This window comes from Polaromonas sp. (genome assembly GCF_029945685.1).
Classification (GTDB): domain Bacteria; phylum Pseudomonadota; class Gammaproteobacteria; order Burkholderiales; family Burkholderiaceae_C; genus Polaromonas.
Window position 1 is genome coordinate 129,778 of record NZ_JAQSDA010000027.1, and the last position, 24,773, is coordinate 154,550.

Consider the following 24,773-nt stretch of genomic DNA (forward strand, 5'->3'; position numbering starts at 1 on the left):
GGGCGCAACCAGCTATTGAATCCATAGCGGGCCACACCTCGCAGTTCAGTCACCCTTGATCTGCGCCGCCTTGATGATGCGGGCGTTGTTGTCCGACTCCTGCGCAATCTGGCGCGAAAACTCTGCCGCGCTGCCGCCCGTCGGCACATTGTCGGCCGCCAGCAGGCGCTGGCGCAATTCCGGCGTCTTCAGGGCCAGATTGATTTCGGTGTTCAGGCGCGACAGCACGGCCTCGGGTGTTTTGCCGGGCGCAAACACGCCGAACAGCGAGCTCAGGTTGGCCGGTGCAAAGCCGAGTTCGGCAAAGGTCGGCACCTGCGGCAGGGCCTCCACCCGCGCCGGCGCACCGACGGCCAGCGGACGAAGCTTGCCGGACTGGATGTGCGGCATCACTGCGCCGCTGAGGTTGGTGGTGATGACCTCAAACTGCCCGCTCAGCGCGTCGGTCAGTTGCTGGCCGCCGCCTTTGTAGGGAATGTGGGTGAAGCCGGCTTTCGCGCCCTGCTGGACCTGCTCGAGCACGATGTGGCCGACCGTGGCCAGGCCCGAGGTGGACCAGCGGATGCTGCCGGGACTGGCTTTGGCGGCGGCCAGCATGTCCTTGAAGTTCTTGCCGGCAAAAGCAGAGGTGGCCAGCAACACCACCGGCGAGTACATCACGCTGGCCACCGGGGCTATGTCCCGGGCCGGGTCATAAGGCAGCTTGCCCAGATGCGGGTTCAGCGCCAGCGGGCTGATCGAGGAAAAGCCGAGGGTGTAGCCGTCCGGCGCGGCCTTGGCCACCACGTCCATGCCGATGCTGCCGCCCGCACCGGCCCGGTTTTCCACCAGCACCGGCGTGCCCAGCTGCGCAGCCAGCTTGTCGGCCAGCGCCCGCGCGATGTTGTCGCTCAACCCGCCCGGCGGATAAGCCACCACGATGCGGATCGGGCGTGCCGGCCAGGGGGTCTGCGCGAGTGAAACCGAAGGCAGCGCGGCGGCGCACAGGGCCAGCACAGGCAGGGCCAGCAGGCGGCGGCGCGAGGGGATCAAAAACATGAATTTTCCTGAGGTGAACATGGGCGTATTTTGCCTCGTACCGTGTGATCAGTTGTTGAGGCTCTCTGTTCAAGCAGGGGCCGCGGAACCGGCTTTGCCGGGCCGCAGGCGCAGCGGCCCCCTCGGGGGGCAGCGACCCACACGAAGCGGGGGAACGTGGGGGCAGTCAGCCTCTCGGGTGATGGTGCGCGTGCAGCGCCTTCAGCCGTTCGCGCGCGACATGCGTGTAGATGGTGGTGGTAGAGATGTCGGCGTGGCCCAGCAGCATCTGCACCGCGCGCAGATCGGCGCCGTGGTTGAGCAGGTGGGTGGCAAAGGCATGGCGCAGGGTGTGCGGCGACAGCGGTGAGGTGATGCCGGCGCGCAGCGCATGTTTTTTCACCAGCATCCAGAACATCACGCGGCTCATGCCGCTGCCGCGGCCGGTGACAAACAGGTCGTCGGTCTGCTGTCCGCCCAGAATGGCGGGGCGCGCTTCGGCGAGGTAGTGCTCGATCGCCTGCCGCGCGACCTGGCCGAAGGGCACCAGGCGCTCCTTGCTGCCCTTGCCCATGACGCGCAACACGCCTTCGTTCATGCCGACATGAAAGGTCTTGAGCCCGACCAGCTCGCTCACGCGCAGGCCGCTGGCGTACATCAGCTCCAGCATGGCGCGGTCGCGCAGGCCCAGCGGCGTGTCGCTGTCGGGCGCGGCCAGCAGCAACTCGACCTGGGCTTCCGACATGAGTTTGGGCACACGCAGGGCCTGTTTGGCCGACTGCAATTTGAGGGTCGGGTCGGCGTGAATCAGACGCTCGCGCAGGGCCCAGCGGAAGTAACGCTTGAACACTGTCAGCCGCCGGTTCGCGGAGGTCGCCCGGGTGCTGGCGTGCCGGGCCGAAAAATAAGCATTCAGGTCGCTCTCGGCGCTGTCGTCGAGCTTGCGCCCGCCCTGCTCTTTCGCCCCCAGCCAAAGCGCATACAACGACAAGTCGCGTCGGTAGGCGGCCAGCGTGTTTTTGGACAGGCCGTCTTCCAGCCACATGGCGTCGACAAAGGCATCAATGCTGGACTGGCTCTGGGGATTCATGGGTACAACGATAACAAACTGGACCCACGGATCGATTGCAAAAGAAAAACCCCGCAAGCACGGGGCCGGCGGGGTTGGCGAAAAAAGCAGACAAGGCGGTCACGCCGCCTGGCCAACACTTATTCGAGCGACAGCTTGGCGGTGTTCACCACCTTTTTGTACACCTCGTACTCGGCCTTGATCTGCGCAGCGAACTGCTCGGGCGTGTTGCCGACGATGATGGAACCGGTGTCCTCGATGCGCTTGCGCACCGCCGGGTCCTGCAGGGCCTTGAGCGTGGCCGCGCTGACCTTGTCGACCACCTCTTTCGGCAAAGCCTTGGGGCCGAGAATGCCGTAATACGCCATGCGGTTGACGGGCTCCAGGCCAACTTCCTTGAAGGTTGGTACATCCGGCAGGGCCGCCAGACGCTGCGGCGCGGCTATCGCAATCGGGATCAGCCGTTTTTGCAGAGCAAAAGGCAGCGCCGAAGGCAGATTGTCAAAAATCATGTTGACCTGACCTGCGACGGTGTCGTTGAGCGCCGGGCCTGAACCACGGTAGGGAATGTGAGTGATGAAAGTGCCGCTCAAATTCTTGAACAACTCCATCTGCAGGTGCGCGATGCTGCCGGTACCCGATGATGAAAAGGAGTACTTCCCGGGATTCTTTTTAACTTCCGCAATGAACTCCTTGTAATTGCGGGCCGGGAAGCTGGGATGCACCGCCAGGATGTTGGGCGTCGCGGCAATGTTGATGATGGGCGTGAAATCCGTCAGCGTGTTGTAGGGGATTTTCGGATTGATCGCCGGATTGGCTGCGGTGGACGACACCGTGGCCACGCCCAGCGTGTACCCGTCGGGCGCCGAGCGAGCGATCTCGGTGGCGCCAACCACACCGCCGCCGCCGGCCTTGTTCTCGACGATCACGCTTTGCCCCAGGGCCTTGCCCAGCGGCTCGGCGATCACGCGCGCGATGATGTCGGTGGTGCCGCCCGGCGCAAACGGCACCTGCAGCTTGACGACCTTGTTCGGATAGGACTGCGCCAGGGCAGAACCTGCTGCGGCGATGGCCAGCGTCATTGCAGAAAGGGTGAGCAGATAACGGCGTTGCATAGCGATTTTCCTTGCGATAGAAAGTAAATAAGCGCTATCGTAAGCGCAAGAGCCGGGCCGCCTTGTTGTGGATTACGCATAAGGGCAAACCCGGCCCCGCTGGGTTATTCTCAACGGGTGAACTATGCCCAACTGCTTTTCCCCGATTTCTCCCTGATCCTGTGCGGCTACCTGGTGTGCCGTTACACCGCCCTCAACCGCACGGTGTGGCAGCAGGTGGAAAGCCTGGTCTATTACTTCCTGTTTCCGGTCCTGCTGTTCCAGTCCATCGTCAAAAGCCCGCTGGATCTGGGCGCGGCTTCCAGCCTGATTGCGGCCGGGCTCAGCATGGGCGTGCTGGGTATTGCACTGGCGTATTCGCTGCCGCACCTGCCCTGGCTGGGGACGCACATTGACAGGCGCGAGCACGCCGCCAGCGCGCAGGTGGCCTTCCGCTTCAACTCCTTCATCGGGCTGGCGCTGGCCGAGCGGCTGGCCGGCGCCGAAGGCCTGCTGCTGATTGCCGTGCTGATTGGTGTCTGCGTGCCGCTGTTCAACGTCGGCGCGGTCTGGCCGATGGCGCGCCATGCCAACAGCGGCTTCCTGACGGCGCTGGTGCGCAATCCGCTGATCATCGCCACCGCCACCGGCCTGGCCGCCAACCTGGCGGGCTTCCAGATTCCGCTCTGGCTGGAACCCACCGTGAGCCGTATCGGTGCGGCCTCACTGGCGCTGGGCCTGATGGCTGCCGGCGCCGGCATGCAGTTCGGCCAGCTCGCCAGGGCCAAAACCCTGGCGGTGTCGCTGCTGGCTATCCGCCACCTGCTGATTCCGCTGCTTGCCCTGGGCCTGGCCTGGGTGTTTCGCCTGTCGCCGGTACAGACCACCGTGCTGCTGGCCTTTTCGGCCCTGCCCACCGCCTCCAGCTGTTACGTGCTGGCGGCGCGCATGGGTTACGACGGCGCCTACGTGGCCGGCCTGGTCACCTTGTCGACCCTGCTGGGCATGTTCAGCCTGCCGTTTGCACTGGGTGTGTTGAGGTGAAATAGGGCCCCCACGTTCGCGCACTGCGTGTAGCTCTCTGCCCCCCGAGGGGGCGCTGCGCCTGCGGCCCCTGCTTGTAAAGAGCAGCGCCTCCGGCCGGTTACCTCGTTGCGTTCGGAAAGAACAGCTGCTCGCCGCCTATCTTGTAGCTGGCAATCGCCGCCTGGCCGGCCGGCGAGATCACCCAGTCGACGAATTTCTGCGCCTCGGCCGCCTTGACGGTCGGGTGTCGGGCGGGATTGACCACCATCACGCCATACTGGTTGAACAGGCGTGTGTCGCCTTCCACCAGCACCGCCAGATCCGCGCGGTTCTTGAACGCCAGCCAGGTGCCGCGGTCGGCCAGCACGTAGGCGCCCGCGCTGGCGGCGATGTTCAGCGCAGGGCCCATGCCGCAGCCGCAGGCCTTGTAGCCGGCAAACTGCGGGCTATCGACGCCGGCACTTTTCCAGTAGCGCAGCTCGGCGGCATGGGTGCCGCTCCTGTCGCCGCGCGAGACAAAGGTGGCGTTGGTCGCACTGATCTTTTTCAAGGCTTCAACAATGTCCTTACCCCTGGTTTTTGCCGGGTCGGCAGCGGGGCCGATCAGCACGAAGTCGTTGTACATCACCGGGTAGCGTTTGATCGCAAAACCTTCGGCGATGACTTTTTCCTCGGCCACCTGATCGTGCACAAACAGCACGTCGGCGTCACCGCGGCGGCCCATGTCGATGGCCTGGCCGGTGCCCAGGGCCACCACCTTGATGTCGATGCCGCTGGCCTGTTTGAAGGCCGGCAGCAGCGTGCTGAACAGACCCGACTGCTCGGTCGAGGTCGTCGAGGCCATCACGAGGGTGTTCGGCTGCGCTATGGAAACAGTAGCTGCCAGCGCAATGGGCAATATGGCTGCAGCCCGAAAACACTTGAACATCCGGGACAGGGTGGGGGTGGGTTTCATACCAGTTCTCCTTTGACAAACATCTCGGCTTCCAGCGGCAGGGGGCCGTTGAAAAAATCATGGGTGGGCCGGTCGGCCAGCAGCCGGCCGTGCTCGAGGTAGATCACGCGGCTGGCCAGGCGCTTGACCTGGCCCAGGTTGTGGCTGCTGAACACCAGCGTCATGCCGGCATCGGCAAACTCCGCCATCAGGGCCTCCACCTCGCGTTTGGCCGCCGGGTCCAGGCTGGCAGTGGGTTCGTCGAGCAGCAGCACCTGGGGCTGCAGGGCCCAGGCGCGCGCCAGCGCCAGCCGCTGCTGCTGACCGCCGGACAGGGCCTTGGCATTGCGGTGAGCCACGCCCGCCAGCCCGACACGCGCCAGCGCCTCAAGCGCCAGTGTTTTGGCAGTTTTCCAGGGCACCGCCTTGAGCCACAGGCCCAGTGCCACGTTGTTGATGGCACTGGCACGCAACATGTAAGGCCGCTGGAACAGCATGGCCTGGCGCACCGAAACGTCTGAAAACAGCGTGCCGCGCGTCGGCGGGACCAGCCCGTGAAGTGTCCTGAGCAGCGTGCTTTTGCCGCTGCCATTGGCACCCACCAGCGCCACCCGCTCACCAGCGTGGATGCGAAGCGCGCAACCGGTCAGCGCGGGGGTCCGGCCGAAGTGCACGTCCACCGCTTTGAGTTCGAACAGCGCGCTCATGATTTCACACCTCCAGCCTCGGGGACCAGCAGCTGAGTTGTCTCGGGCAGGCCGTCATCAAGCCGCTCGCGCCAGCGCCGCACCAGTGCGATCAGCATGTTGAGCAGCAGCACCACGGCCAGCAGCAGCAGGCCGAGCGCCAGCGCCAGCGGCAGGTCGCCCTTGCTGGTTTCCAGCGCAATCGCGGTGGTCATCACACGGGTGAAGCCGTCGATGTTGCCGCCCACCACCATCACCGCGCCAACCTCGGAAATCGCGCGGCCGAAGGCGGCAATCAGCACGGTGAGCAGCGCATAACGCTCGTCCCACAGCAGCAGCAGGCTGCGCATGCCCTTGCCCGCGCCCAGCGACTGGAACTGTTCGCCGTGCAGGCGGTCGGCGTCTTCAATCGTCTGGCGCACCAGCGCCGTCACCACCGGCAGCACCAGCACGGCCTGCGCCAGCACCATGGCCTGAAAGGAAAACAGCCAACCGAGAAAACCCAGCGGACCGGAGCGCGACAGCAGCAGATAAACCACCAGCCCCACCACCACCGACGGCAGGGCCAGCAGCGTGTTGAGCACGGTCAGGAGCATGCCGCGGCCGCGAAAACGCGCCACACCCAGCCAGGCCCCGAGCAGCAGCCCCGCAGTGCAGGCCAGCGCGCAGGCACAGGCGCTGACCGCCAGCGAGCGCAACACGATGCTCGCCAGCAGGGGATCCAGGGAAACGATGAGCGAGAACGCGGTACCGACGCTGTCCGAGAAGGTGTTCATGCAAAAGAAAAGTTGTGACCTTATCGTAGAAGCGAAGGCCGTGGGCCACCATCGGGAATCACGAGCTATGAAGCCGATTGCATAACAAAGGTCCGGCCGGCCTTGCGCCCATAATCAGCACAGCCCTCGCCCACCATGCACAAAGTTGAACTCTCCTACCTGCTGACGTCCGAGCGCAGCAAGGACACGCTGATCCGCAATCCGCTGATGGACCTGCTGCACGCCGTGCGCGAGCAGGGCTCCATTTCGAAGGCGGCGCGCGCGCTCGATCTGTCCTACCGCCATGTCTGGGGCGCGCTGAAAAAGTGGGAGCTGACCCTGAAGCGGCCGTTGATCGTCTGGGACAAGGGCCAGCGCGCCCAGCTCACCGAGTTCGGCGAAAAGCTGCTGTGGGCCGAGCGTCAGGCGCAGGCCCGGCTGGCGCCGCAGATCGAAGCGCTGCGCGGCGACATCGAACGCGCTTTCTCCACTGCCTTTGACGATGAGGCGCACGTGCTCACCCTGTATGCCAGCCACGATGCTGCGCTGAGCGCACTGCGCGAACAGACCGGAGCCCGCGGCCTGCACCTGGACATCCGCTTCATGGGCAGCGTGGACGCGATTGCGGCGCTCAACGCCGGGCGCTGCATGATGGCCGGCTTTCACACCCTCGAGCAGCCTGGCAGCAAGTCGGTGGCGGCGCTGACTTACCGCAGCCTGCTCAAGCCCGGCCAGCACAAGCTGATCGGTTTCGCGCATCGCCAGCAGGGCCTGATGGTGGCGAAGAACAACCCGCTGGCCATTACCGGCATCGCCGATTTGAAGCGGCCGGGCCTCCGTTACGTCAACCGCGCGGCAGGCACCGGCACGCGGGTGCTGCTCGACGAGCTGCTGGCGCAGGCCGGCCTGAACGCGGACGGCATCGAAGGCTACCCCACGCAGGAGCCCTCCCACAGCGCGGTTGCTCAGGCCATCGCCAGCGGCGCCGCCGATGCCGGCCTGGGCATCGAGGCCGCAGCGCGTGACAAAGACCTCGGTTTTGTACCGCTGGTCCAGGAGCGTTACCACCTGGTCTGCCTGAAGTCCGAACTGCCGCAGCCCCAGGTGCAGGCCCTGCTCAAGGAGCTGCAGAGCAGCGACTGGCAGACGACGCTGGCCGGACTGCCCGGCTACAGCGGTGACCACGCGCAAAGCGGCAAGGTGCTGTCGCTGCGGGCCATGTTGCCTTGGTGGAATTACCGGAAAGTCAAGACTTCCCGCGCTTGAGGATGATTTCTTGCTCCAGCCCCTGGTGCACCTGCGCTGGTAGCTATTTTATTCATAGCAACCACTGAAGCACTTCCGGCGTGGAGGTACGCCAGCAAGCCGGGTCTCGCCCCGGCGGGCGACTTACTTTTCTTTGCTTCGCCAAAGAAACCTAAGGAAAAGAAAGGCGACCCGATGGTCTGGGTCCCTCCGCTTCGCTGCGGGCATCCTGTGGTGCTCGACAAAAGCGGGGTCCCGCTCGAACTCGCCTTCGGCTCAGACAATCGCGAGCCCTGATCCGCTTTTGCCTGCGCTCCTCGGCCCAGCCCGACGGGTGGGGACAACGAAGACAAATACCAAACGCCGGATGCGGGGAGAAATGACGCGCGAAGCGCGTCAGAACGGAGTCAAACGGCCGTGATGTTGGCACGCGGGTGCAGCACACGCGGCCAAATGAAGTCCCCCTCCATCGCCCAGCGGGGCGAGGGAGGGGCTAGGGGTGGGAGTGGGGAGTCCGTCCTACTGTCCATAGCGGACCGCAGGCGCAGCGTGACGCCGGATTTAGCATGAAATGCACCTCCAGCCCTTACACAGCAAGCGCTACCAGCTATCAAACAGATAGCACTACAGAGCGCAGGAACGAAACCCACAGAAGATATCGTCCCGCTCGGGCCGGTAGAAGTTGCGGTACTTGGGAGATTTCATGCGGGCGCGGGTCGCGAAAGAACCGCCGCGCAGCACCTTGTGGGTGCCGAACCAGGGCTGCGAATAATCGGCGTAGGGGTGCGGCTCAAAATCCGGGTAGGGCCGGAAGGTACTGCCCGTCCACTCCCACACATCGCCCCAGCGAAAACCGCGCCGCGCCGCCGTGTGCGCCGCCACCTCCCACTCGACCTCGGCCGGCAGGCGGCGCCCGGCCCAGCGGCACCAGGCGTCGGCTTCCCACCAGCTCATGTGCATGGCCGGCTGGTTGCCCAGCATGCGCATGGGCTTGCCGAAACGGGTCTGCATCACCGCCCCGCTGGCCACACCGATCTGCTCGACATAACGCGGGCCGCGCCGTCCTTCACGGGTCGCGGTGGCCTGCAGCCAGTCCCAGCCTTCGGTCTGCCAGAACTCGGGCTGGTCGTAGCCGCCGTCATCGACAAATTCGACAAACTGGGCCCAGCTCACCGGCTGGGCGTCGATCTCGAACTCGGGCACGCTGACCGCGTGTTGGGCCAGCTCGTTGTCGAACACGAAGCCCGGTGCCGCGGCGCTGCCGAGCTTCCAGGCGGTGGCCGGCACCAGCAGCGGCTCGCGCAGGGTCATGGTGGGCGGCGTGAAGGCCTGCAGCAGTGCCTTGTCCAGTCCCAGGCCGAGTGTCTGCGCGGTGTAGCTCAGGGCTTCGGCGTGCATGTCCTCGTGGAACAGGCAGAGGCGGAAAAAATAGAGCGCATCGTCGTCCTCACTGGTCTTTTCCAGCAGCTCCAGCGTGCTCTCCAGCGTGTCGAGCAAATAGGCGCGGCAACTGGTGACCGGGGGAAGATCCAGCGTCCAGCGCTGGTGGTGCGGCACGTGGGCAGAGTCCCACCAGCGGTCGGCGCCCGGTTCGATGGAGGCCAGCCGCGCATGGGCTGGCTCGCAGTGGACGCCCCGCGCGCGCTGCATGTTGCGCCCTGTCCACCACTCCTGAAACCAGCCGATATGCCCGAGCTCCCAGAGCGGCGGATTGAGCACAGCCAGTTCGGGCACCACAAAGTTGACGGACTCCAGCGCCTGCTGATACTGGCCAAACAGGTGCAGGGTATGGTTGCGTGCATCCATCAGGGCCAGCGACAGGGCGTCCCGTCCGGCGCCGCGCATCAGGGGCGAGTCAATCAGGCCGGCCTCGTGGGCAGCGAAGGAATGGGGCGATGAAGGGGGTAGCGGGTCTGAAGCCAAAACCGTCGTCCTGGTAAGCCGGCTGCAGCCTGCCAACCCTGGCAAGTGGCGCACCGCGCATGGAGGGAGCCCAGAATAGCAGACACCGGCTGGAGAAGACCCGTGATCAACCAGCCAGCCCGCTGGTGCGACCGGTGGTCACTTCGCCATCCCCTGGGCGCCGCCAAACCGGCTCAGCCGGGATAGACTGCGATAGTTCTTCTAGCCAGGCCGGCTGGCTGGCCGACTCCTTGGCTTTCGAGTGTGAACACCCTCCATCAACCGGTCCGCCCTGTATGCCCTCCAACGCGTTGAATGCGTCCCCCGAAGACCTCGAACTGAGCATCATGGACATGAGCCCGCTGGCCTGGGTCCTCGATGAGCTGGGCAAATCACTGGACAGCTCGAACAAGGCGCTGAAACGTTTTGTGCGGGAAGCCGAGGTGGCGCAGAGCGCCGAACTTGCGGCACTCGATGCGAGCCAGTTGCGCATTGCACGCCAGCAGCTGCACCAGGCGGTGGGTGCGCTGGAAATGGTCGGCATGAGTGCGCCGGCACTGGTGCTGCGGGCGATGGAGGCCGCGGTGCAGAAGTTTTTGCAGGCGCCCGGTCAATGCACCCAGGAGGCCGCCAACAAAGTCGAACTGGCCGGTTTTGCCCTGAGCGCCTACCTCGAAGATGTGCTGGCGGGCAAACCGGCCTCGGCCGTGTCGCTGTTTCCGCAATACCGGGATGTGCAGGGCCTGGTCGGGGCAGACCGCATCCATCCGGCAGATCTCTGGGCGTTTGAGTGGCGCTGGATGGAGCCGGAGCTGGCCTCAGCCGCCGATGCCCTGCGCTACGGCGATGCCAGCCGGGAGTTGCTGGACCGATGGACTTTGAGATTGGTCCGCAACAGCCATCCACAGGCGGCGCAACAGCTCAGCGACATGTGCCTGGGCTTCGCGCATGCAGAAACGGACGCTGAGCCCAGAACCTTCTGGAAAATGGCCGCCGGCTTTTTTGAAGCGCTGGCACAGGGACTGCTGCAGGTCGATGTGTATGCCAAGAGAGCCATTTTGCGCATCCTGCTGCAGTATGCGGCCCTGGCACGGGGCAGCGCTCCTGCGTCAGACAGGCTGGCACAGGATCTGCTGTTTCTCTGCACCCAGGCCGTGCCCAAGCGCTCCACGGATGCCCCGGTGCTGTCGGCGGTTCGTGCGGCCTATGGCCTGGACCGCTTCCAGCCCATCGACTACGAGGCCATCCAGTTCGGGCGTTTTGCCCCGGCGCTGATCGCCCAGGCCCGCAAGCGGGTCAGCTCGGCCAGGGACACCTGGTCCTGGGTGAGTTCGGGCGACCTCACCCGGTTCAAGATCATGAACGACCAGTTCAGCCTGGTGACGGACTCCCTGGTCAAGCTGCACCCGCCCAGCGAGCCGCTGGCGCGCGTGCTGGCGCAGGTGATCGACACGACCGCACGCTCGGGTCAGGCGCCCGGCCCCGAACTGGCGCTGGAAGTGGCGACAGCCGTGCTGTACCTCGAAGCTGCGTTTGACGATCTCGATCCCGGCGACCCCCAGCTGACGGCGCGCGCCGCCCGGCTCGCCGAACGGCTGGCCGCGGCCCAGGCGGGCGGGCCGTCGCAGCCGCAGGAGCCCTGGATGGAAGAGCTCTACCGGCGCGTCAGCGACAAACAAACCATGGCGACCCTGGTGAGTGAACTGCGGGTGACGCTCGGCCAGCTCGAAAAATCACTGGACGATTATTCCCGTGGGCCCCAGGACCGCGCGGTGTTGGGCGCGGTGCCCGGGCAACTGGCGCAGATGCGCGGCGTGTTGGCCCTGCTGGGGCTGGACCAGGCCGCGCTGGCAGTGGTGCACATGGGCGAAATTGTCGACCACCTGCTGCAGGCCGATGCCGGCGAAGCACAGCCTCCCGCGGCCGGAACGTTTGACGGCCTCGGCAACAACCTCGGCGCCCTGAGCTTCCTGATCGACATGCTCAACTACCAGCCTGCACTGGCGAAAAAAGTGTTTGTCTATGACCCCGTCAAGGGCGAGCTCAAAGCCGACAGAAATCTCGAAGGCAGGCCGGCCTGAGGCCTGTTAACCTTGGTACGGAGAGCTCTCCGGCTCGCGAAACAAGGTGATTCATGGGTAGCGTGCTTGAAGCAAAAACCGTGGTTCTGGTCAGCCCGGCACTGGCCGATGCCAACAACGGCAACTGGCACACTGCCAGACGCTGGGCGCAATGCCTGGCCGGCCACTGTGTCCCCCTCCTGCGCGCGCAATGGCCGGAATCGTCTCCTGCGGCCACGGCCGATGTCCTGATTGCCCTGCATGCACGCCGCTCTGCGCCTTCCATCGCCGCCTGGGCGCGGCAGTGCCCCGGCAAACCGCTGATTGTCATTTTGACAGGCACCGACCTGTACCGCGACATCCTTGACGACGCCAGCGCGCAACAATCGCTGGCGCTGGCCACCCATCTGGTGGTGCTGCAGGAAGCCGGCCTGCAGGCATTGCCCGCGGCCCTGCGCCACAAGGCCCGCGTGATTTACCAGTCGGCCCGCGCCCTGAAGCCAGCCCTCAAACCGGTGCGGCACTTTCGCGCCCTGATGGTCGGTCACCTGCGCGATGAAAAAGACCCGCTGACCTGGATACGGGCGGCAGCGCGGCTGGCTACAGGGCCCTCAATTCCGACTGTGCGCTGGTTGTTCGACCACATCGGCGAGGCACTCACACCGGAGCTCGCGCAGGCCGCGCGGGCGGCGCAGGCCGCCATCCCCGGCTACCGCTGGCTGGGCGGCCTGCCGCAGGCACAGACCCGCCAGCACATCAAGCAGGCGCATGTGCTGGTCAACAGCTCGCGCATGGAAGGCGGCGCCCAGGTCATCCTGCAGGCCGTCCAGTCCGGCACACCGGTGCTGGCATCGCAGATCAGCGGCAACATCGGCATGCTGGGTGCCGCGTATGCGGGCTATTTTCCCGTGGGTGACGACGCGGCCCTGGCGGCGCTTCTGCTGCGCTGCGCCACCGATGCAGATTTTCTGGCCCTGCTCGAAAAACAATGCCGCGAACGCGCCCAACTGTTCGACCCCGAGGCAGAAAAGCGCCTTGTCTTAAACTTGGTGCTCAGCGCATTGTCTGCCGCCCCGCCCAGGAAACACTCCCCATGAACGCACCCACCCCGCTCACCGTCGTCGCCCCTCCCCGCCTGACCAGCCTGTCCCATGGCGGTGGCTGCGGCTGCAAGATCGCCCCGGGCGTGCTCAGTGAAATTCTCAAGAATTCCAGCAACATGCCTGGCCTCAACATCCCGCCGCAACTGCTGGTCGGTATTGAAACGGCGGACGATGCTGCGGTCTACCAGCTCAATGACGAGCAGGCGCTGATTGCCACCACCGACTTCTTCATGCCCATCGTGGACGACCCCTACGACTTCGGCCGCATCGCAGCGACCAACGCGATCAGCGACGTCTACGCGATGGGCGGCACACCCATCATGGCACTGGGACTCGTGGGGATGCCGATCAACGTGCTGCCGCTGGAAACCATAGGCGCCATCCTGCGCGGCGGCCAGGATGTCTGCCGCGATGCCGGCATTCCGATCGCAGGCGGCCACACCATCGATTCGGTGGAACCCATTTACGGCCTGGTGGTGATGGGACTGGTGCATCCCTCGCGGGTCAAGAAAAATTCGGGCGCCCGTGCGGGCGATGTGCTGATCCTGGGCAAGCCGCTGGGTGTCGGCATCCTGTCGGCCGCGCTCAAGAAAGAAACGCTCGACGCCCAAGGGTATGCCCGCATGATTGCCGTCACCACCCAGCTCAACAAGCCGGGCATCGCACTGGCGAAAATGGAGGGCGTCCATGCCCTGACCGACATCACCGGCTTCGGACTGCTCGGCCACGGGCTGGAACTGGCGCGCGGCGCCAAATTGAAGATGGAGTTGCAGATGGACAGCATTCCGCTTCTGCCCGGCGTGCTGGACCTGGCAGGGCGTGGCATGGTTACCGGCGCCTCCGGCCGCAACTGGGCAGCCTATGGCCATGAAGTGCTGCTGCCGGCAGGGCTGGGTGCTGCGCAGCAGGCCCTGCTGTCCGATCCGCAAACCAGCGGCGGGCTGCTGGTGTCCTGCACGCCGGAGATCGCCGACGAAGTTCTGGCCTGCTTCCACAGCCAGGGGTTTTCAGACGCCCGCGTCATAGGCCGCATGATCGAGGGCAGCGGCGTGCAGGTGCTCTGAACACCGCCGCCCTCCCGCGACGCACTCTTTTGGGGTCGAATCGGGGCGCGCCGAACCCCGACGCTACGGGATAACACCGTCACGAAGCTGTCAGCTTGGCTTCTATAGTCCTCTATAGAATCCGATCCGCGCCAACCAGTATCCGGCACGCCTTCCACCCGAAGGTCTGCCGGATGATTTTTATGCGTGGGTTCTTTTTTCCTGGAGACAAAATGCGCGCCTTACTGAAATTTTCCAATGCTGTGGACTGGGTCAATGCCCAGATCGGCAAATACGTGATCTGGCTGATTCTGGCCTCCACCGTCATCAGCGCGGTCAATGCCGTGATCCGCAAGGTGTTCAACATGAGTTCGAACGCCTACCTCGAGGTGCAGTGGTACCTGTTTGCAGCCTCCTTCCTGCTCGCAGCGGGGTACACCCTACTACAGGGTGAACACGTCAAGATCGACGTGGTCTCGAGCAAGCTGTCCAAACGGGGGCAGATCTGGGTCGACATCATCGGGTTTTCGATTTTCCTGACGCCTGTGTGCCTGACCATCCTGTATTACGGCATCCCGTTCTTTCTGCAGGGCTATCGTTCCAACGAAATGTCGGGCAATGCCGGCGGGCTGATCCGCTGGCCGGTGTACGCCATGATTCCGCTGGGTTTCGGCCTGCTGCTGCTGCAGGGCTGGTCCGAGCTGATCAAGCGCATCGCTTTCCTGAAGGGCCTGATCGACGACCCGACCGCCAAGAAGGTCGAAAAGACCGCTGAAGAAGAGCTGGCCGAAGCGATTCGCCGCCTCGCCGAGTCCAAAACCGCCGGCTGAGCAGGAACATCATCATGGAATTTTTCATCGCCAACCTCGCCCCCATCATGTTCATGGGGCTGATCATCTTTCTGCTGATGGGCTTTCCGGTGGCCTTCAGCCTCGGCGCCTGCGGCCTTTTCTTTGGTTTCGTCGGCGTCGAACTCGGTGTGCTGCCCGAAGCCCTGATGCAGGCCCTGCCGCTGCGGCTGTTCGGCATCATGCAGAACGACACCTTGCTGGCCATCCCGTTTTTCACGCTGATGGGGCTGGTGCTGGAGCGCAGCGGCATGGCCGAGGACCTGCTGGACACCATTGGCCAGCTCTTCGGCCCGCTGCGCGGCGGCCTGGCCATCGCGGTGATTCTGGTGGGCGCCCTGCTGGCGGCCACCACCGGCGTGGTGGCCGCCTCGGTGATCTCCATGGGCCTGATTTCGCTGCCCATCATGCTGCGTTATGGCTACGACAGGCGCATTGCCTCGGGCGTGATTGCCGCATCCGGCACGCTGGCGCAAATCATCCCGCCTTCACTGGTGCTGATCATTCTGGCCGACCAGCTGGGCCGCAGCGTCGGCGACATGTACAAGGGCGCCTTTGTACCCGGCTTCATCCTGACCGGCATGTATGTCGGCTACGTGTTTCTCCTGGCTTTCATCAAGCCGCAGTGGGTTCCCGCCCTGCCGGCCGAAGCGCGCACCATCCGCGAGGACAACGGCAAGGCCGGCCTGTTGTCGCTGTTGCTGCTGACCATTGCCTCGGCAGGCAGTGCCATCTACTTTGCCAAACATTACGCCCAGGTGCAAACCTGGTGGAAAGGCGAAACTGTCACCTCGGTGCCGCTCGATGAAACCATTGTGGTGTCCATGTGCCTGGGTGTGATCCTGGCCTTCGTGATCGCGGTGGTCAACAAGGTCACCCGCCTGGGCCTGCTCTCGCGCATGGCCGAGCGCGTGACCTTTGTGCTGATCCCGCCGCTGCTGCTGATTTTCCTGGTGCTGGGCACGATTTTCCTCGGCATCGCCACACCCACCGAAGGCGGCGCGATGGGCGCAATGGGTGCCCTGATCATGGCGTTTGCGCGCCGCCGCATGAGTTTCTCGCTGCTCAAGCAGGCACTCAACACCACCACCAAGCTGTCCTGTTTTGTGGTTTTCATCCTGATCGGTTCGACCATTTTCAGCCTGGTGTTCCAGGGTGTGGACGGACCAAAATGGGTTGAGCACCTGCTGAGCGGCCTGCCCGGCGGCCAGGTCGGCTTCCTGATCGTGGTCAACGTGCTGATCTTCTTCCTGGCCTTTTTCCTGGACTTCTTCGAGCTGTCCTTCATCGTGGTGCCGCTGCTGGCACCGGTGGCCGAAAAGCTGGGCATCGACCTGATCTGGTTCGGCGTGCTGCTGGCAGTGAACATGCAGACCTCCTTCATGCACCCGCCCTTCGGTTTTGCGCTGTTCTACCTGCGCAGCGTCGCGCCCATCAAGGAATACACCGACAAGGTCACCAAGAAGCTGATCCAGCCGGTCACCACCATGCAGATCTACTGGGGTGCAGTGCCCTTTGTGCTGATCCAGGTGGTCATGGTTGGCCTGATCATTGCGTTCCCGGGCATTGTTTCGAGCGGTCTCGACAAGGTCGAGAAAATCGATCTCGACAAGGTCATCCTGCAGGTCCAGGAAGAGCCGGTGGAAGCGGCGCCTGCCGCGGGCAGCGCGGCGGAAGCTGCAGCCGAGCAGAAGCTCGCAGACGACGACCCCATGAAAGCCATGCAGGATTCCATGGCCAAGGACAAGAAAAAATAGCCGCCCTACTTTCAAGCGCGAAGCTCTGGCAGGCACGTCGCACAACAAGCCCCGGCATGCCGGGGCTTTTTTTTGTCCAGGCCACCCGGGTCGACCACCGGGAGCGCAGACACTTGCGAGGCGGACTGAGCTGCTTCGGCCCGCTCAGGCATCGATGGCTGGGTCCGGCGTGCCGGGTGTGGCGGGCGGCTACCTCCCGGGTGTCGAAAGCCAGAGAACGGGCCTGGGCGTGGCCGGCAGGCAAAAAAAAGCCCCGCAGAGCGGGGCTTTGGACAGCAAGGCTGGAAGCGGTTTACAGCTTCTGGGATTGCATGAAGTTGTCGAAGCGCGCTTCTGTGAAGCGGAACCAGAGGTTCTGGTCGCGGCGGAAGTTGGCGTAGTCGTCGTACACCTTTTTCCAGGCCGGGTTCCGTGCGCTGATCTCGGCATACAGGGCCATGGACTCCTTGAAGGCCAGGTCCAGCACGTCCTTGGGGAAAGGCAGGACCTTGGTCTTGCCGCCCACCAGTTGCTTGAGCGCGGTCGGATTCTTGGCATCGTACTTGGCCTGCATTTCCACATGGGCATATGCCGCTGCCGACTCGACGATCGCCTTGTTCTCGGCCGACAGGCCTTCATAGGCTTTGGTGTTGATGAACACGTCAAGCTCAGGGCCACCCTCCCACCAGCCGGGGTAGTAATAGAACGGAGCGACCTTGTTGAAGCCCAGCTTCTGGTCATCGTAAGGACCGACCCACTCGGCGGCGTCAATCGTGCCCTTTTCCAGCGCCTGGTAAATCTCGCCGCCAGGAATGTTCTGCGGCACGGAACCCATGCGTTCGAGCACCTTGCCGCCAAAGCCGCCAATGCGCATCTTCAGGCCCTTCATGTCCTTGACCGACTTGATTTCCTTGCGGTACCAACCGCCCATCTGGCAGCCGGTGTTGCCGGCCGGGAAATTGATGATGTTGTACTTGGCGTAGAACTCGCGCATCAGCTTAAGGCCATTGCCCTCGTACATCCAGGCCGACATCTGGCGGCTGTTCAGGCCGAAGGGGATGGCACAACCCAGGGCAAAGGTTTCGTCCTTGCCAAAGAAGTAATACGGCGCGGTGTGCGCGACTTCGACCGTGCCGTTCTGCACGCCATCAACCACGCCGAATGCAGGCATCAACTCGCCTGCAGCATGGGTCGTGATGGTGAATTTGCCACCGCTCATTTCGCCGACTTTCTTGGCGAAGGTCTCGGCGCCGCCAAAAATGGTGTCCAGCGATTTGGGGAAGCTTGATGCGAGGCGCCAGCGGATGGCTGCCCCCTGGGCCTGAACGGCAGGCGCAACACCAGCAGCCAGGACGCCGGCAATACCGGCATTTTTGATAAGCGAACGACGATCCATGAGCAAACTCCTCAGTTATAGATAGATTAAAAGGATTTCCGACACCCCGCGAGTCTAGGATGAGGTCAATCTATAACTATTGGGAGTTACCCCCTCAGGGCTTTACCTGATGGAGAAACGCAACAGGGCGCCAGCCCCCCGTATGGGGAGTGGCGCCCTGTCTGGCCGTGGCCGGCCGCTTACAGTTTCTGCGACTGCATGAAGCTGTCGAAACGCGCTTCGGTGAAACGGAACCACAGGTTCTGGTCACGCCGGAAGCTCGAGAAATCGTCGTAGATTTTTTTCCACGCCGGATTTTTTGCGCTGATCTCGGAATACAGGGCCATGGACTCCTTGAAGGCGCGGTCCATGATGTCCTTGGGGAAAGGCAGAACCTTGGTCTTGCTGCCCACCAGTTGCTTGAGCGCGGTCGGGTTCCTGGCATCGTACTTGGCCTGCATCTCGACGTGGGCGTAAGCCGTAGCCGCTTCGACGATTGCCTTGTTTTCCGGCGACAGGGCTTCATAGGCCTTGTTGTTGATGAAAAACTCGAGCTGCGGGCCACCTTCCCACCAGGCCGGGTAGTAGTAGTAAGGCGCGACCTTGTTGAAGCCGAGCTTCTGGTCGTCGTAGGGGCCAATCCACTCGGCTGCGTCCAGCGTGCCTTTTTCGAGGGCCTGGTAAATTTCACCGCCCGGAATGTTCTGGGGCACCACGCCCATGCGCTCGAGCACCTTACCGGCAAAACCGCCGACGCGGAATTTCAGGCCCTTGAGGTCGGCCACCGACTTCATTTCCTTGCGGTACCAGCCGCCCATCTGGCAGCCCGTGTTGCCGCCCGGGAAGTTCACAATGTTGTAGTTCTTGTAGAACTCGCGCGTCAGCTTCAGGCCATTGCCCTCGTACATCCAGGCGGTCATCTGGCGGCTGTTCAGGCCAAAGGGAATCGAGCAGCTCAGGGTGAATGTATCGTCCTTGCCAAAGAAGTAGTAGGCAGCGGTGTGGGCCATTTCGACCGTGCCGTTCTGCACGCCATCGACCACGCCGAAAGCAGGCATCAACTCGCCGGCCGCGTGGGTGGAGATGACAAATTTTCCGCCGCTCATTTCATTGACCTTTCTGGCAAAGGTCTCTGCACCGCCGAACACCGTGTCCAGCGACTTGGGAAAGCTCGATGCGAGGCGCCAGCGGATGGTGGCCTGGGCGTGTACGGCCGGTGCAACACCAGCTGCAAGCACACCGGCGATACCGGCCTGTTTGATGAGGGAACGACGATCCATTGAGAAAGCTCCGGGAGTTGATAAAACGGTTGTTTCCTGGACAGCGCCGCGCAAAACGGCCCTGTTCGTATGTATGCTTATTGTAGAAAAAGGAGAAGCACGGGCAGCGGGGGTTATCCCGCCAAAACACCTCTCAAATCGCAGGTCTTCAGGCTACTGTCAGGAATGAAAACAGCGGTGCGCCCGAGCACCCAGCGTTCAATCGATGCCGCGCTCGATCACCGCATAGGCATCGTGGGCGTGGATCGATTCGAAGTTGGTGACCGCTACGCGGTAGCCGGCGATGCGTTCGTCGGCATCGAGCGCCAGGGCCACGTCACGGATCAGGTCCTCGACAAACTTGGGGTTGGCATACGCCCGCTCGGTGACCCATTTTTCGTCGGGTCGTTTGAGCAGGCCCCAGAGCTCGCAGGATGCGTTGTCCTCGGCAAAACGCACCAGTTCGCTCCAGTCCATCGCCCCGGCCAGCCCGGCCTGCAGCTTGATGTGCGAACGCTGGTTGTGCGCGCCGTCATCACTGACCTCCTTGGAGCAGGGACACAGCGACTTGACCGGCACCGTGGCCTGCATGCTGATGAGGGTCGCGCCGCCCCTGCGCCGGGCCAGCCAGGCGCCGTCGTACTCCATCAGGCTCTGCTGCCCGCTCACCGGTGCCGACTTCCGGATGAAAAACGGAAACTTCACTTCGATGTGGCCCTCATCGGCTTCCAGCAAGCGCAGCATGCTCTCCATTTCGGAGCGCAGCAAGTCGGCCGTCAGCGCCTCGCCGCGCAGCGTCAACGCGTCCAGCCACGCGATCAGGCGCGACATGTGGGCGCCCTTCTGGTCGGCGCGCAAACCCACATCGAGTGTCCAGGTGCCCACCGTCGGCTGTGCCTGGCCCGCCACCACCACGCTCAGGGGGTAACGCAGCGAGGTGATGCCAACGCGCTGGATGGGCAGGCGGCGCAGGTCAGCCCGGCCCTGCACATCGGGCATGGCCGACGGGCCAGTCGCCAGGCCAGGCGCGTTGTTCAGGATCGCTGTCATGCCACTGATTTGAGTGAGCGCTTGGCTGGCTGGGCAGGTGCGGGCAAAACGCCAAAACGCGCAATGATGGCATGCGCTATGCCCGCCGCGTCCAGCCCCTGCAGGGCCAGCAGCCTGGCCGGATCACCGTGCTCCGTGAACTCATCGCGCAGGCCCAGGTGCAGCAAGGGCTTGACGACGCCCGCGGCAGCCAGCGCCTCCGCCACGGCGCTGCCGGCGCCACCCATGATGGAGCCTTCTTCCACCGTGACCAGGGCCTCGTGGCTGGCCGCCACCTGCAGCAGCAACTCGGTGTCGAGCGGCTTGGCCCAGCGCATGTTGACCACCGTGGCGCCGAGTTTGTTGGCGGCTTCCAGGGCCGGATGCAGCAAGGTGCCAAACGCCAGAATCGCCACGCCCGCGCCCTGGCGGCGCAGCTCGCCCTTGCCAAAAGGCAAGGCATCGAGGTGGGCCTGCGTTGCCACACCGGCACCGGCGCCGCGCGGATAACGCACGGCCACCGGATGGTTCTGCTCATACGCGCTGCTCAGCAGCATGCGGCACTCATTCTCGTCGGCCGGGCAGGCGACGCTCATGTTGGGGATGCAGCGCAGGTAAGCGATGTCGTAGGCGCCCGCGTGCGTGGCGCCGTCGGCCCCCACCAGGCCGGCGCGGTCGAGGGCAAACACCACCGGCAGGTTCTGCAGCGCCACATCGTGGATCAGCTGGTCGTAACCGCGCTGCAGAAAGGTCGAGTAGATCGCCACCACCGGCTTGAGGCCTTCGCAGGCCATGCCCGCGGCAAATGTGACCGCGTGCTGCTCGGCGATGCCGACGTCGTAATAACGGTCGGGGAAACGCTGGTGGAACTCCACCATGCCCGAGCCCTCGCGCATGGCCGGGGTGATGCCGACCAGCCGGCTGTCCTTCTCGGCCATGTCGCACAGCCAGTGACCGAAGACCTGGGTGAACGTCTGTTTCGCCGGTGCCGTGGACTTCTGCAGCCCCATGGCCGGATCGAACTTGCCCGGCCCGTGGTAGGCCACCGGGTCCGCCTCGGCCAGCTTGTAGCCCTGCCCTTTTTTGGTGACCACGTGCAGGAACTGCGGGCCCTTGAGGTGCTTGATGTTTTCCAGCGTGGGGATCAGCGACTCCAGGTCATGGCCGTCGATGGGGCCGATGTAGTTGAAGCCGAAATTCTCGAACAGCGTGGCCGGCACCACCATGCCCTTGGCGTGCGTTTCCAGCCGCTTGGCCAGCTCGAACAGCGGCGGTGCCACCTTGAGCACCTGCTTGCCGACGTTTTTGGCCGAGGCATAAAACTGCCCGCTCATGAGCTGCGCGAGGTAGCGGTTGAGCGCGCCTACCGGCGGGCTGATGCTCATGTCGTTGTCGTTGAGGATCACCAGCAGATTGCAGTCGCAGACACCGGCATTATTGAGCGCCTCGAAGGCCATGCCCGCGCTCATGGCGCCGTCACCGATGATGGCCACCGCATGGCGATCTTCACCCTTTTGTTTGGCCGCCATCGCCATGCCCAGGGCGGCAGAAATCGAGGTCGAGGAATGTGCGGTGCCAAACGTGTCGTATTCGCTTTCATCACGCCGCGGAAAGCCGCTGAGCCCACCGAACTGGCGCAGGCTGGCCATGCGTTCGCGCCGGCCGGTCAGAATCTTGTGCGGGTAGGTCTGGTGGCCCACGTCCCAGACCAGCCGGTCCTCGGGCGTGTTGAACACGTAGTGCAGTGCCACCGTGAGTTCGACCGTGCCCAGGTTGGAACTCAGGTGCCCGCCGGTCTGCGACACGCTGTGCAGCACATAGGCGCGCAACTCGTCGGCCAGCATCCTGAGCTGGGGACGCGGCAACAGGCGCAGGTCTGCGGGGCTGTGGATGGTTTCTAGCAGTGGGTACATCGTGGTGTCTTGTTTCTGATGTCTCGTTTTCGGGAGAGGCCGGTCGCTATTTTTCTCGAGTCTGTGCTCACGACGTTCGGTTGACCAGCATGTCGGCCAGCGCGCTGAGCGCAGCCGTGTCCCTGAGCCCGCTGGCTTTCAGGCTGTGATGCGCCTGGGACAACAACTCCTGCGCGTAATTGCGCGAGGCCGGCAGGCCCATCAGCGACACAAAGGTGGGCTTGTCCTGGGCGGCGTCCTTGCCTGCGGTCTTGCCCAGCGTGGCCGAGTCGGCGGTGACGTCCAGGATGTCGTCCACCACCTGGAAAGCCAGCCCCACGGCTGCACCGTAGTCGCACAGCGCGTTTTGCGCCATGGCCGGCGCAGCGCCGCAGGCGGCGCCCATCATCACGCTGGCCTGCAGCAAGGCGCCGGTCTTGAGCCGGTGCATGTCATGCAACTCCGCCGAGGTCAGCGCCTTGCCGACGCTGGCAAGGTCAATCGCCTGCCCGCCGGCCATGCCCTGGTAGCCCGCTGCCTGGGCCAGCATGCGGCACAGGGCAGCCTGCGTCGCGGCCTCGATGGAGCCGTCTTCCGGTGTCAGCAGCTCAAAGGCCAGCGCCTGCAGCGCATCGCCGGCCAGCAAGGCCTGCGCCTGGCCGAATTTCACATGCACCGTCGGCTTGCCACGTCGCAGGATATCGTTGTCCATGCAGGGCATGTCGTCGTGCACCAGCGAATAGGCGTGAATCAGTTCCACCGCACAGGCCACGCGCAGCGCCGCAGCGGGACTGCCTTGCACCGCCTCGCAGGCGGCCACGACCAGCAAGGGACGCAGACGTTTGCCCCCATCGAGCACCGCGTAACGCATGGCATCGCCGAGCCCGGCCGGCGCGGGCCTGGGTTCAGGTGGGGCCACCCAGCGGTTCAGGGCCTGCTCAACGGCGGCGAGTTGGCGGGCGCTCCAGGCGCCCAGCTCAAAATGGATGTACTCAGTCAATGGGCTTACTCTTGGTTCCAGGGCTTGGTGTCGTTGCCTTCCAGCACCTTGATCTGGTTTTCCACGGCCTCAAGCTTGCTGCGGCAGAACTTGAGCAGCTCGGCGCCGCGCTGGTAACCGGTAAGCAGCTGGTCGAGCGGCAACTGGCCGGATTCGAGACGGGCCACCAGGGTTTCAAGCTCTTCCAGCGCAGCTTCGTAACTGGCGGGTGTGGCGGGGACGGGGGCAGAGGAGGTTTTGGCCATGGGTATTTGGTTGGAGGGTTGATTTTAGGCCGTTGTGCGGCGTTTTCCGCCCTGACGGCATTGTCGGCGTTCCAGACCACCTGTTCATGGGATGGCGCGCACCCGCCCGGGCAGCGCGCAACGGCACAACGCGGGGCCCGCACGGTACAATCGACGGGCTTCACGCCTTGACGCCCCGCCTGCCTGACAGGGTTGTCTGCCCCTTCCTCCACCCCCGAAACTGCCTGTTTCGGAAATTGCATGTCTGACCTAAGCCTCCGTCTCCTGCAGGCCACCAGCCAGCTCCCCGTTTCCAGCTACTTTGACGCCGGCTTGTACCAGCGGGAGCAGCAAAAGCTGTTTGCCCGCGGCCCGCGTTATGTGGGACACGAGCTGTCCGTGCCGAATCTGGGCGACTACTACGCCCTACCCCAGGAACTCGGCGGCCGGGCGCTGGTGCGCAATGCGACCGGGGTCGAGCTGATCTCCAACGTCTGCCGGCACCGCCAGTCCACCATGCTGCAGGGCCGGGGCAACACCGGCAGCAACATCGTCTGCCCGCTGCACCGCTGGACTTACAACACCAACGGCGAGCTGATAGGCGCGCCGCATTTCGAGGTCGACCCCTGCCTGAACCTGAACCGCTACCAGACCAGCAGCTGGAACGGCCTGGTGTTTGAAGACAACGGCCGAGACATCGCCGCCGAAATGGCGCCGCTGGGTGCCATGCCCGATCTCGACTTTTCGGGCTATCAGCTCGACCGGATCACCCTGCACGAATGCAACTACAACTGGAAGACCTTCATCGAGGTCTATCTGGAGGACTACCACGTCGGCCCCTATCACCCGGGCCTGGGGGCCTTCGTGACCACCGACGACCTGCGCTGGGAACTCACGCCGAACTACTCGGTGCAAACCGTCGGGGTGTCCGACAAGCTCGGCAAGCCGGGCACCGACGTCTACAAGAAATGGCATGACGTGGTGCTGCAGTACCGCAAGGGTGTGCCGCCCAAGTACGGCGCCATCTGGCTGACCTACTACCCCAACGTGATGGTCGAGTGGTACCCACACGCCCTGGTGGTCAGCACCCTGCACCCGCAGGGTCCGGACAAGACGCTGAACGTGGTGGAGTTTTTCTATCCCGAGGAGATCTGCGCCTTCGAGCGCGAGTTCATGGATGCGCAGCAGGCCGCCTACATGGAGACCTGCGTCGAAGACGACGAGATCGCACTGAGCATGGACGCCGGCCGCAAGGCCCTGATGCAGCGCGGCGACAACGAGTTCGGTCCCTACCAGAGTCCGATGGAAGACGGCATGCAGCACTTTCACGAGTGGTACCGTCGCGAGATGGGCGCCAGCAAAACCACGCAAATGCTTTGACGCGGTTTCTCCAGCAGCCAAAGCTATGAATTTCATAGCTGCCTGCGCAAGACCCGCCTGGGCTGCAGCCACTTTTTACTTCTAACCACGAGCTCC

At 64.1% G+C, this 24,773-nt stretch carries 21 protein-coding genes; 8 read left to right on the forward strand and 13 right to left on the reverse strand.

Annotated elements, in window-relative coordinates; all coding sequences use genetic code 11:
- Window positions 1–45 precede the first annotated feature (45 nt).
- From PSV26_RS19030 to PSV26_RS19040, 3 genes are all read right to left on the reverse strand, one after another.
- Window positions 46–1,038 carry a tripartite tricarboxylate transporter substrate binding protein gene (locus tag PSV26_RS19030; protein ID WP_300573037.1) on the reverse strand — a complete coding sequence of 331 codons (993 nt, stop codon included), beginning with the start codon at window positions 1,036–1,038 and terminating at the stop codon, window positions 46–48.
- A 166-nt stretch (window positions 1,039–1,204) separates the two neighbouring features.
- Window positions 1,205–2,107 (reverse strand): site-specific tyrosine recombinase XerD, encoded by a 903-nt coding sequence (xerD, locus tag PSV26_RS19035; RefSeq protein ID WP_300573040.1) that lies wholly within the window; start codon window positions 2,105–2,107, stop codon window positions 1,205–1,207.
- Between the two features lie 119 nt (window positions 2,108–2,226).
- Window positions 2,227–3,201, reverse strand: a complete 975-nt coding sequence (locus tag PSV26_RS19040) for a tripartite tricarboxylate transporter substrate binding protein BugE (protein WP_300573042.1) — start codon at window positions 3,199–3,201, stop codon at window positions 2,227–2,229.
- Window positions 3,202–3,318: 117 nt separating this feature from the next.
- On the opposite strand from PSV26_RS19040, the gene PSV26_RS19045 reads away from it, so the two are divergent.
- Window positions 3,319–4,224, forward strand: a complete 906-nt coding sequence (locus PSV26_RS19045) for an AEC family transporter (RefSeq protein WP_300512908.1) — start codon at window positions 3,319–3,321, stop codon at window positions 4,222–4,224.
- 100 nt (window positions 4,225–4,324) lie between these two features.
- Here PSV26_RS19045 and PSV26_RS19050 read toward each other — a convergent pair whose 3' ends face one another.
- The 3 genes from PSV26_RS19050 to PSV26_RS19060 are packed head-to-tail and all read right to left on the reverse strand — an operon-like array spanning window position 4,325 to window position 6,602.
- Entirely contained in the window at window positions 4,325–5,161 is an 837-nt protein-coding gene (locus PSV26_RS19050; protein WP_300573045.1) for a substrate-binding domain-containing protein, read from the reverse strand.
- On the reverse strand, window positions 5,158–5,847 hold the full coding sequence (locus PSV26_RS19055; RefSeq protein ID WP_300573048.1) for a phosphate ABC transporter ATP-binding protein: 690 nt from the start codon (window positions 5,845–5,847) through the stop codon (window positions 5,158–5,160). The genes PSV26_RS19050 and PSV26_RS19055 overlap by 4 nt, the downstream gene beginning before the upstream one ends.
- On the reverse strand, window positions 5,844–6,602 hold the full coding sequence (locus tag PSV26_RS19060) for an ABC transporter permease (protein WP_300573051.1): 759 nt from the start codon (window positions 6,600–6,602) through the stop codon (window positions 5,844–5,846). The genes PSV26_RS19055 and PSV26_RS19060 overlap by 4 nt, the downstream gene beginning before the upstream one ends.
- Window positions 6,603–6,737: 135 nt before the next feature.
- Here PSV26_RS19060 and PSV26_RS19065 point away from each other — a divergent pair, with 135 nt between their 5' ends.
- Window positions 6,738–7,847 carry a substrate-binding domain-containing protein gene (locus PSV26_RS19065; protein WP_300573054.1) on the forward strand — a complete coding sequence of 370 codons (1,110 nt, stop codon included), beginning with the start codon at window positions 6,738–6,740 and terminating at the stop codon, window positions 7,845–7,847.
- Window positions 7,848–8,450: 603 nt separating this feature from the next.
- Here the strand turns inward: PSV26_RS19065 and senA are convergent.
- A complete protein-coding gene (gene senA, locus PSV26_RS19070) occupies window positions 8,451–9,671 on the reverse strand; it encodes a selenoneine synthase SenA (protein ID WP_300573620.1) in 1,221 nt (406 codons plus the stop codon).
- A 353-nt stretch (window positions 9,672–10,024) separates the two neighbouring features.
- On the opposite strand from senA, the gene PSV26_RS19075 reads away from it, so the two are divergent.
- The 5 genes from PSV26_RS19075 to PSV26_RS19095 all read left to right on the forward strand — a co-directional run bounded on the left by PSV26_RS19075 (window position 10,025) and on the right by PSV26_RS19095 (window position 16,539).
- Window positions 10,025–11,809 carry a hypothetical protein gene (locus PSV26_RS19075; protein ID WP_300573057.1) on the forward strand — a complete coding sequence of 595 codons (1,785 nt, stop codon included), beginning with the start codon at window positions 10,025–10,027 and terminating at the stop codon, window positions 11,807–11,809.
- A gap of 53 nt (window positions 11,810–11,862) precedes the next feature.
- Window positions 11,863–12,885: a selenoneine biosynthesis selenosugar synthase SenB gene (senB, locus tag PSV26_RS19080; protein ID WP_300512918.1), complete on the forward strand. Its 1,023-nt coding sequence runs from the start codon at window positions 11,863–11,865 to the stop codon at window positions 12,883–12,885.
- A complete protein-coding gene (gene selD, locus PSV26_RS19085) occupies window positions 12,882–13,955 on the forward strand; it encodes a selenide, water dikinase SelD (protein WP_300573060.1) in 1,074 nt (357 codons plus the stop codon). The genes senB and selD overlap by 4 nt, the downstream gene beginning before the upstream one ends.
- A 212-nt stretch (window positions 13,956–14,167) precedes the next feature.
- Window positions 14,168–14,764 (forward strand): TRAP transporter small permease subunit, encoded by a 597-nt coding sequence (locus tag PSV26_RS19090; RefSeq protein ID WP_300573063.1) that lies wholly within the window; start codon window positions 14,168–14,170, stop codon window positions 14,762–14,764.
- A gap of 14 nt (window positions 14,765–14,778) precedes the next feature.
- The gene (locus PSV26_RS19095) at window positions 14,779–16,539 is read left to right on the forward strand and encodes a TRAP transporter large permease subunit (RefSeq protein WP_300573066.1); all 1,761 of its coding nucleotides are present in this window, start codon (window positions 14,779–14,781) and stop codon (window positions 16,537–16,539) included.
- 292 nt (window positions 16,540–16,831) lie between these two features.
- Here PSV26_RS19095 and PSV26_RS19100 read toward each other — a convergent pair whose 3' ends face one another.
- The 6 genes from PSV26_RS19100 to PSV26_RS19125 form a co-directional block, all read right to left on the reverse strand.
- Window positions 16,832–17,914 carry a TRAP transporter substrate-binding protein gene (locus tag PSV26_RS19100; RefSeq protein WP_300512926.1) on the reverse strand — a complete coding sequence of 361 codons (1,083 nt, stop codon included), beginning with the start codon at window positions 17,912–17,914 and terminating at the stop codon, window positions 16,832–16,834.
- A 179-nt stretch (window positions 17,915–18,093) separates the two neighbouring features.
- Window positions 18,094–19,173 (reverse strand): TRAP transporter substrate-binding protein, encoded by a 1,080-nt coding sequence (locus PSV26_RS19105; RefSeq protein ID WP_300512928.1) that lies wholly within the window; start codon window positions 19,171–19,173, stop codon window positions 18,094–18,096.
- Window positions 19,174–19,371: 198 nt separating this feature from the next.
- Window positions 19,372–20,202 (reverse strand): GTP cyclohydrolase FolE2, encoded by an 831-nt coding sequence (gene folE2, locus PSV26_RS19110; protein WP_300573069.1) that lies wholly within the window; start codon window positions 20,200–20,202, stop codon window positions 19,372–19,374.
- Entirely contained in the window at window positions 20,199–22,094 is a 1,896-nt protein-coding gene (gene dxs / locus PSV26_RS19115; RefSeq protein ID WP_300512932.1) for a 1-deoxy-D-xylulose-5-phosphate synthase, read from the reverse strand. Before dxs ends, folE2 begins: the two co-directional genes overlap by 4 nt.
- Window positions 22,095–22,161: 67 nt before the next feature.
- Complete coding sequence (locus tag PSV26_RS19120) at window positions 22,162–23,073, reverse strand: polyprenyl synthetase family protein (protein ID WP_300573072.1); 912 nt, start codon at window positions 23,071–23,073, stop codon at window positions 22,162–22,164.
- A 5-nt stretch (window positions 23,074–23,078) separates the two neighbouring features.
- Window positions 23,079–23,318: an exodeoxyribonuclease VII small subunit gene (locus PSV26_RS19125; protein ID WP_300512936.1), complete on the reverse strand. Its 240-nt coding sequence runs from the start codon at window positions 23,316–23,318 to the stop codon at window positions 23,079–23,081.
- Between the two features lie 240 nt (window positions 23,319–23,558).
- Here PSV26_RS19125 and PSV26_RS19130 point away from each other — a divergent pair, with 240 nt between their 5' ends.
- On the forward strand, window positions 23,559–24,677 hold the full coding sequence (locus PSV26_RS19130) for an aromatic ring-hydroxylating dioxygenase subunit alpha (protein WP_300512938.1): 1,119 nt from the start codon (window positions 23,559–23,561) through the stop codon (window positions 24,675–24,677).
- The last annotated feature ends 96 nt before the right edge of the window (window positions 24,678–24,773 follow it).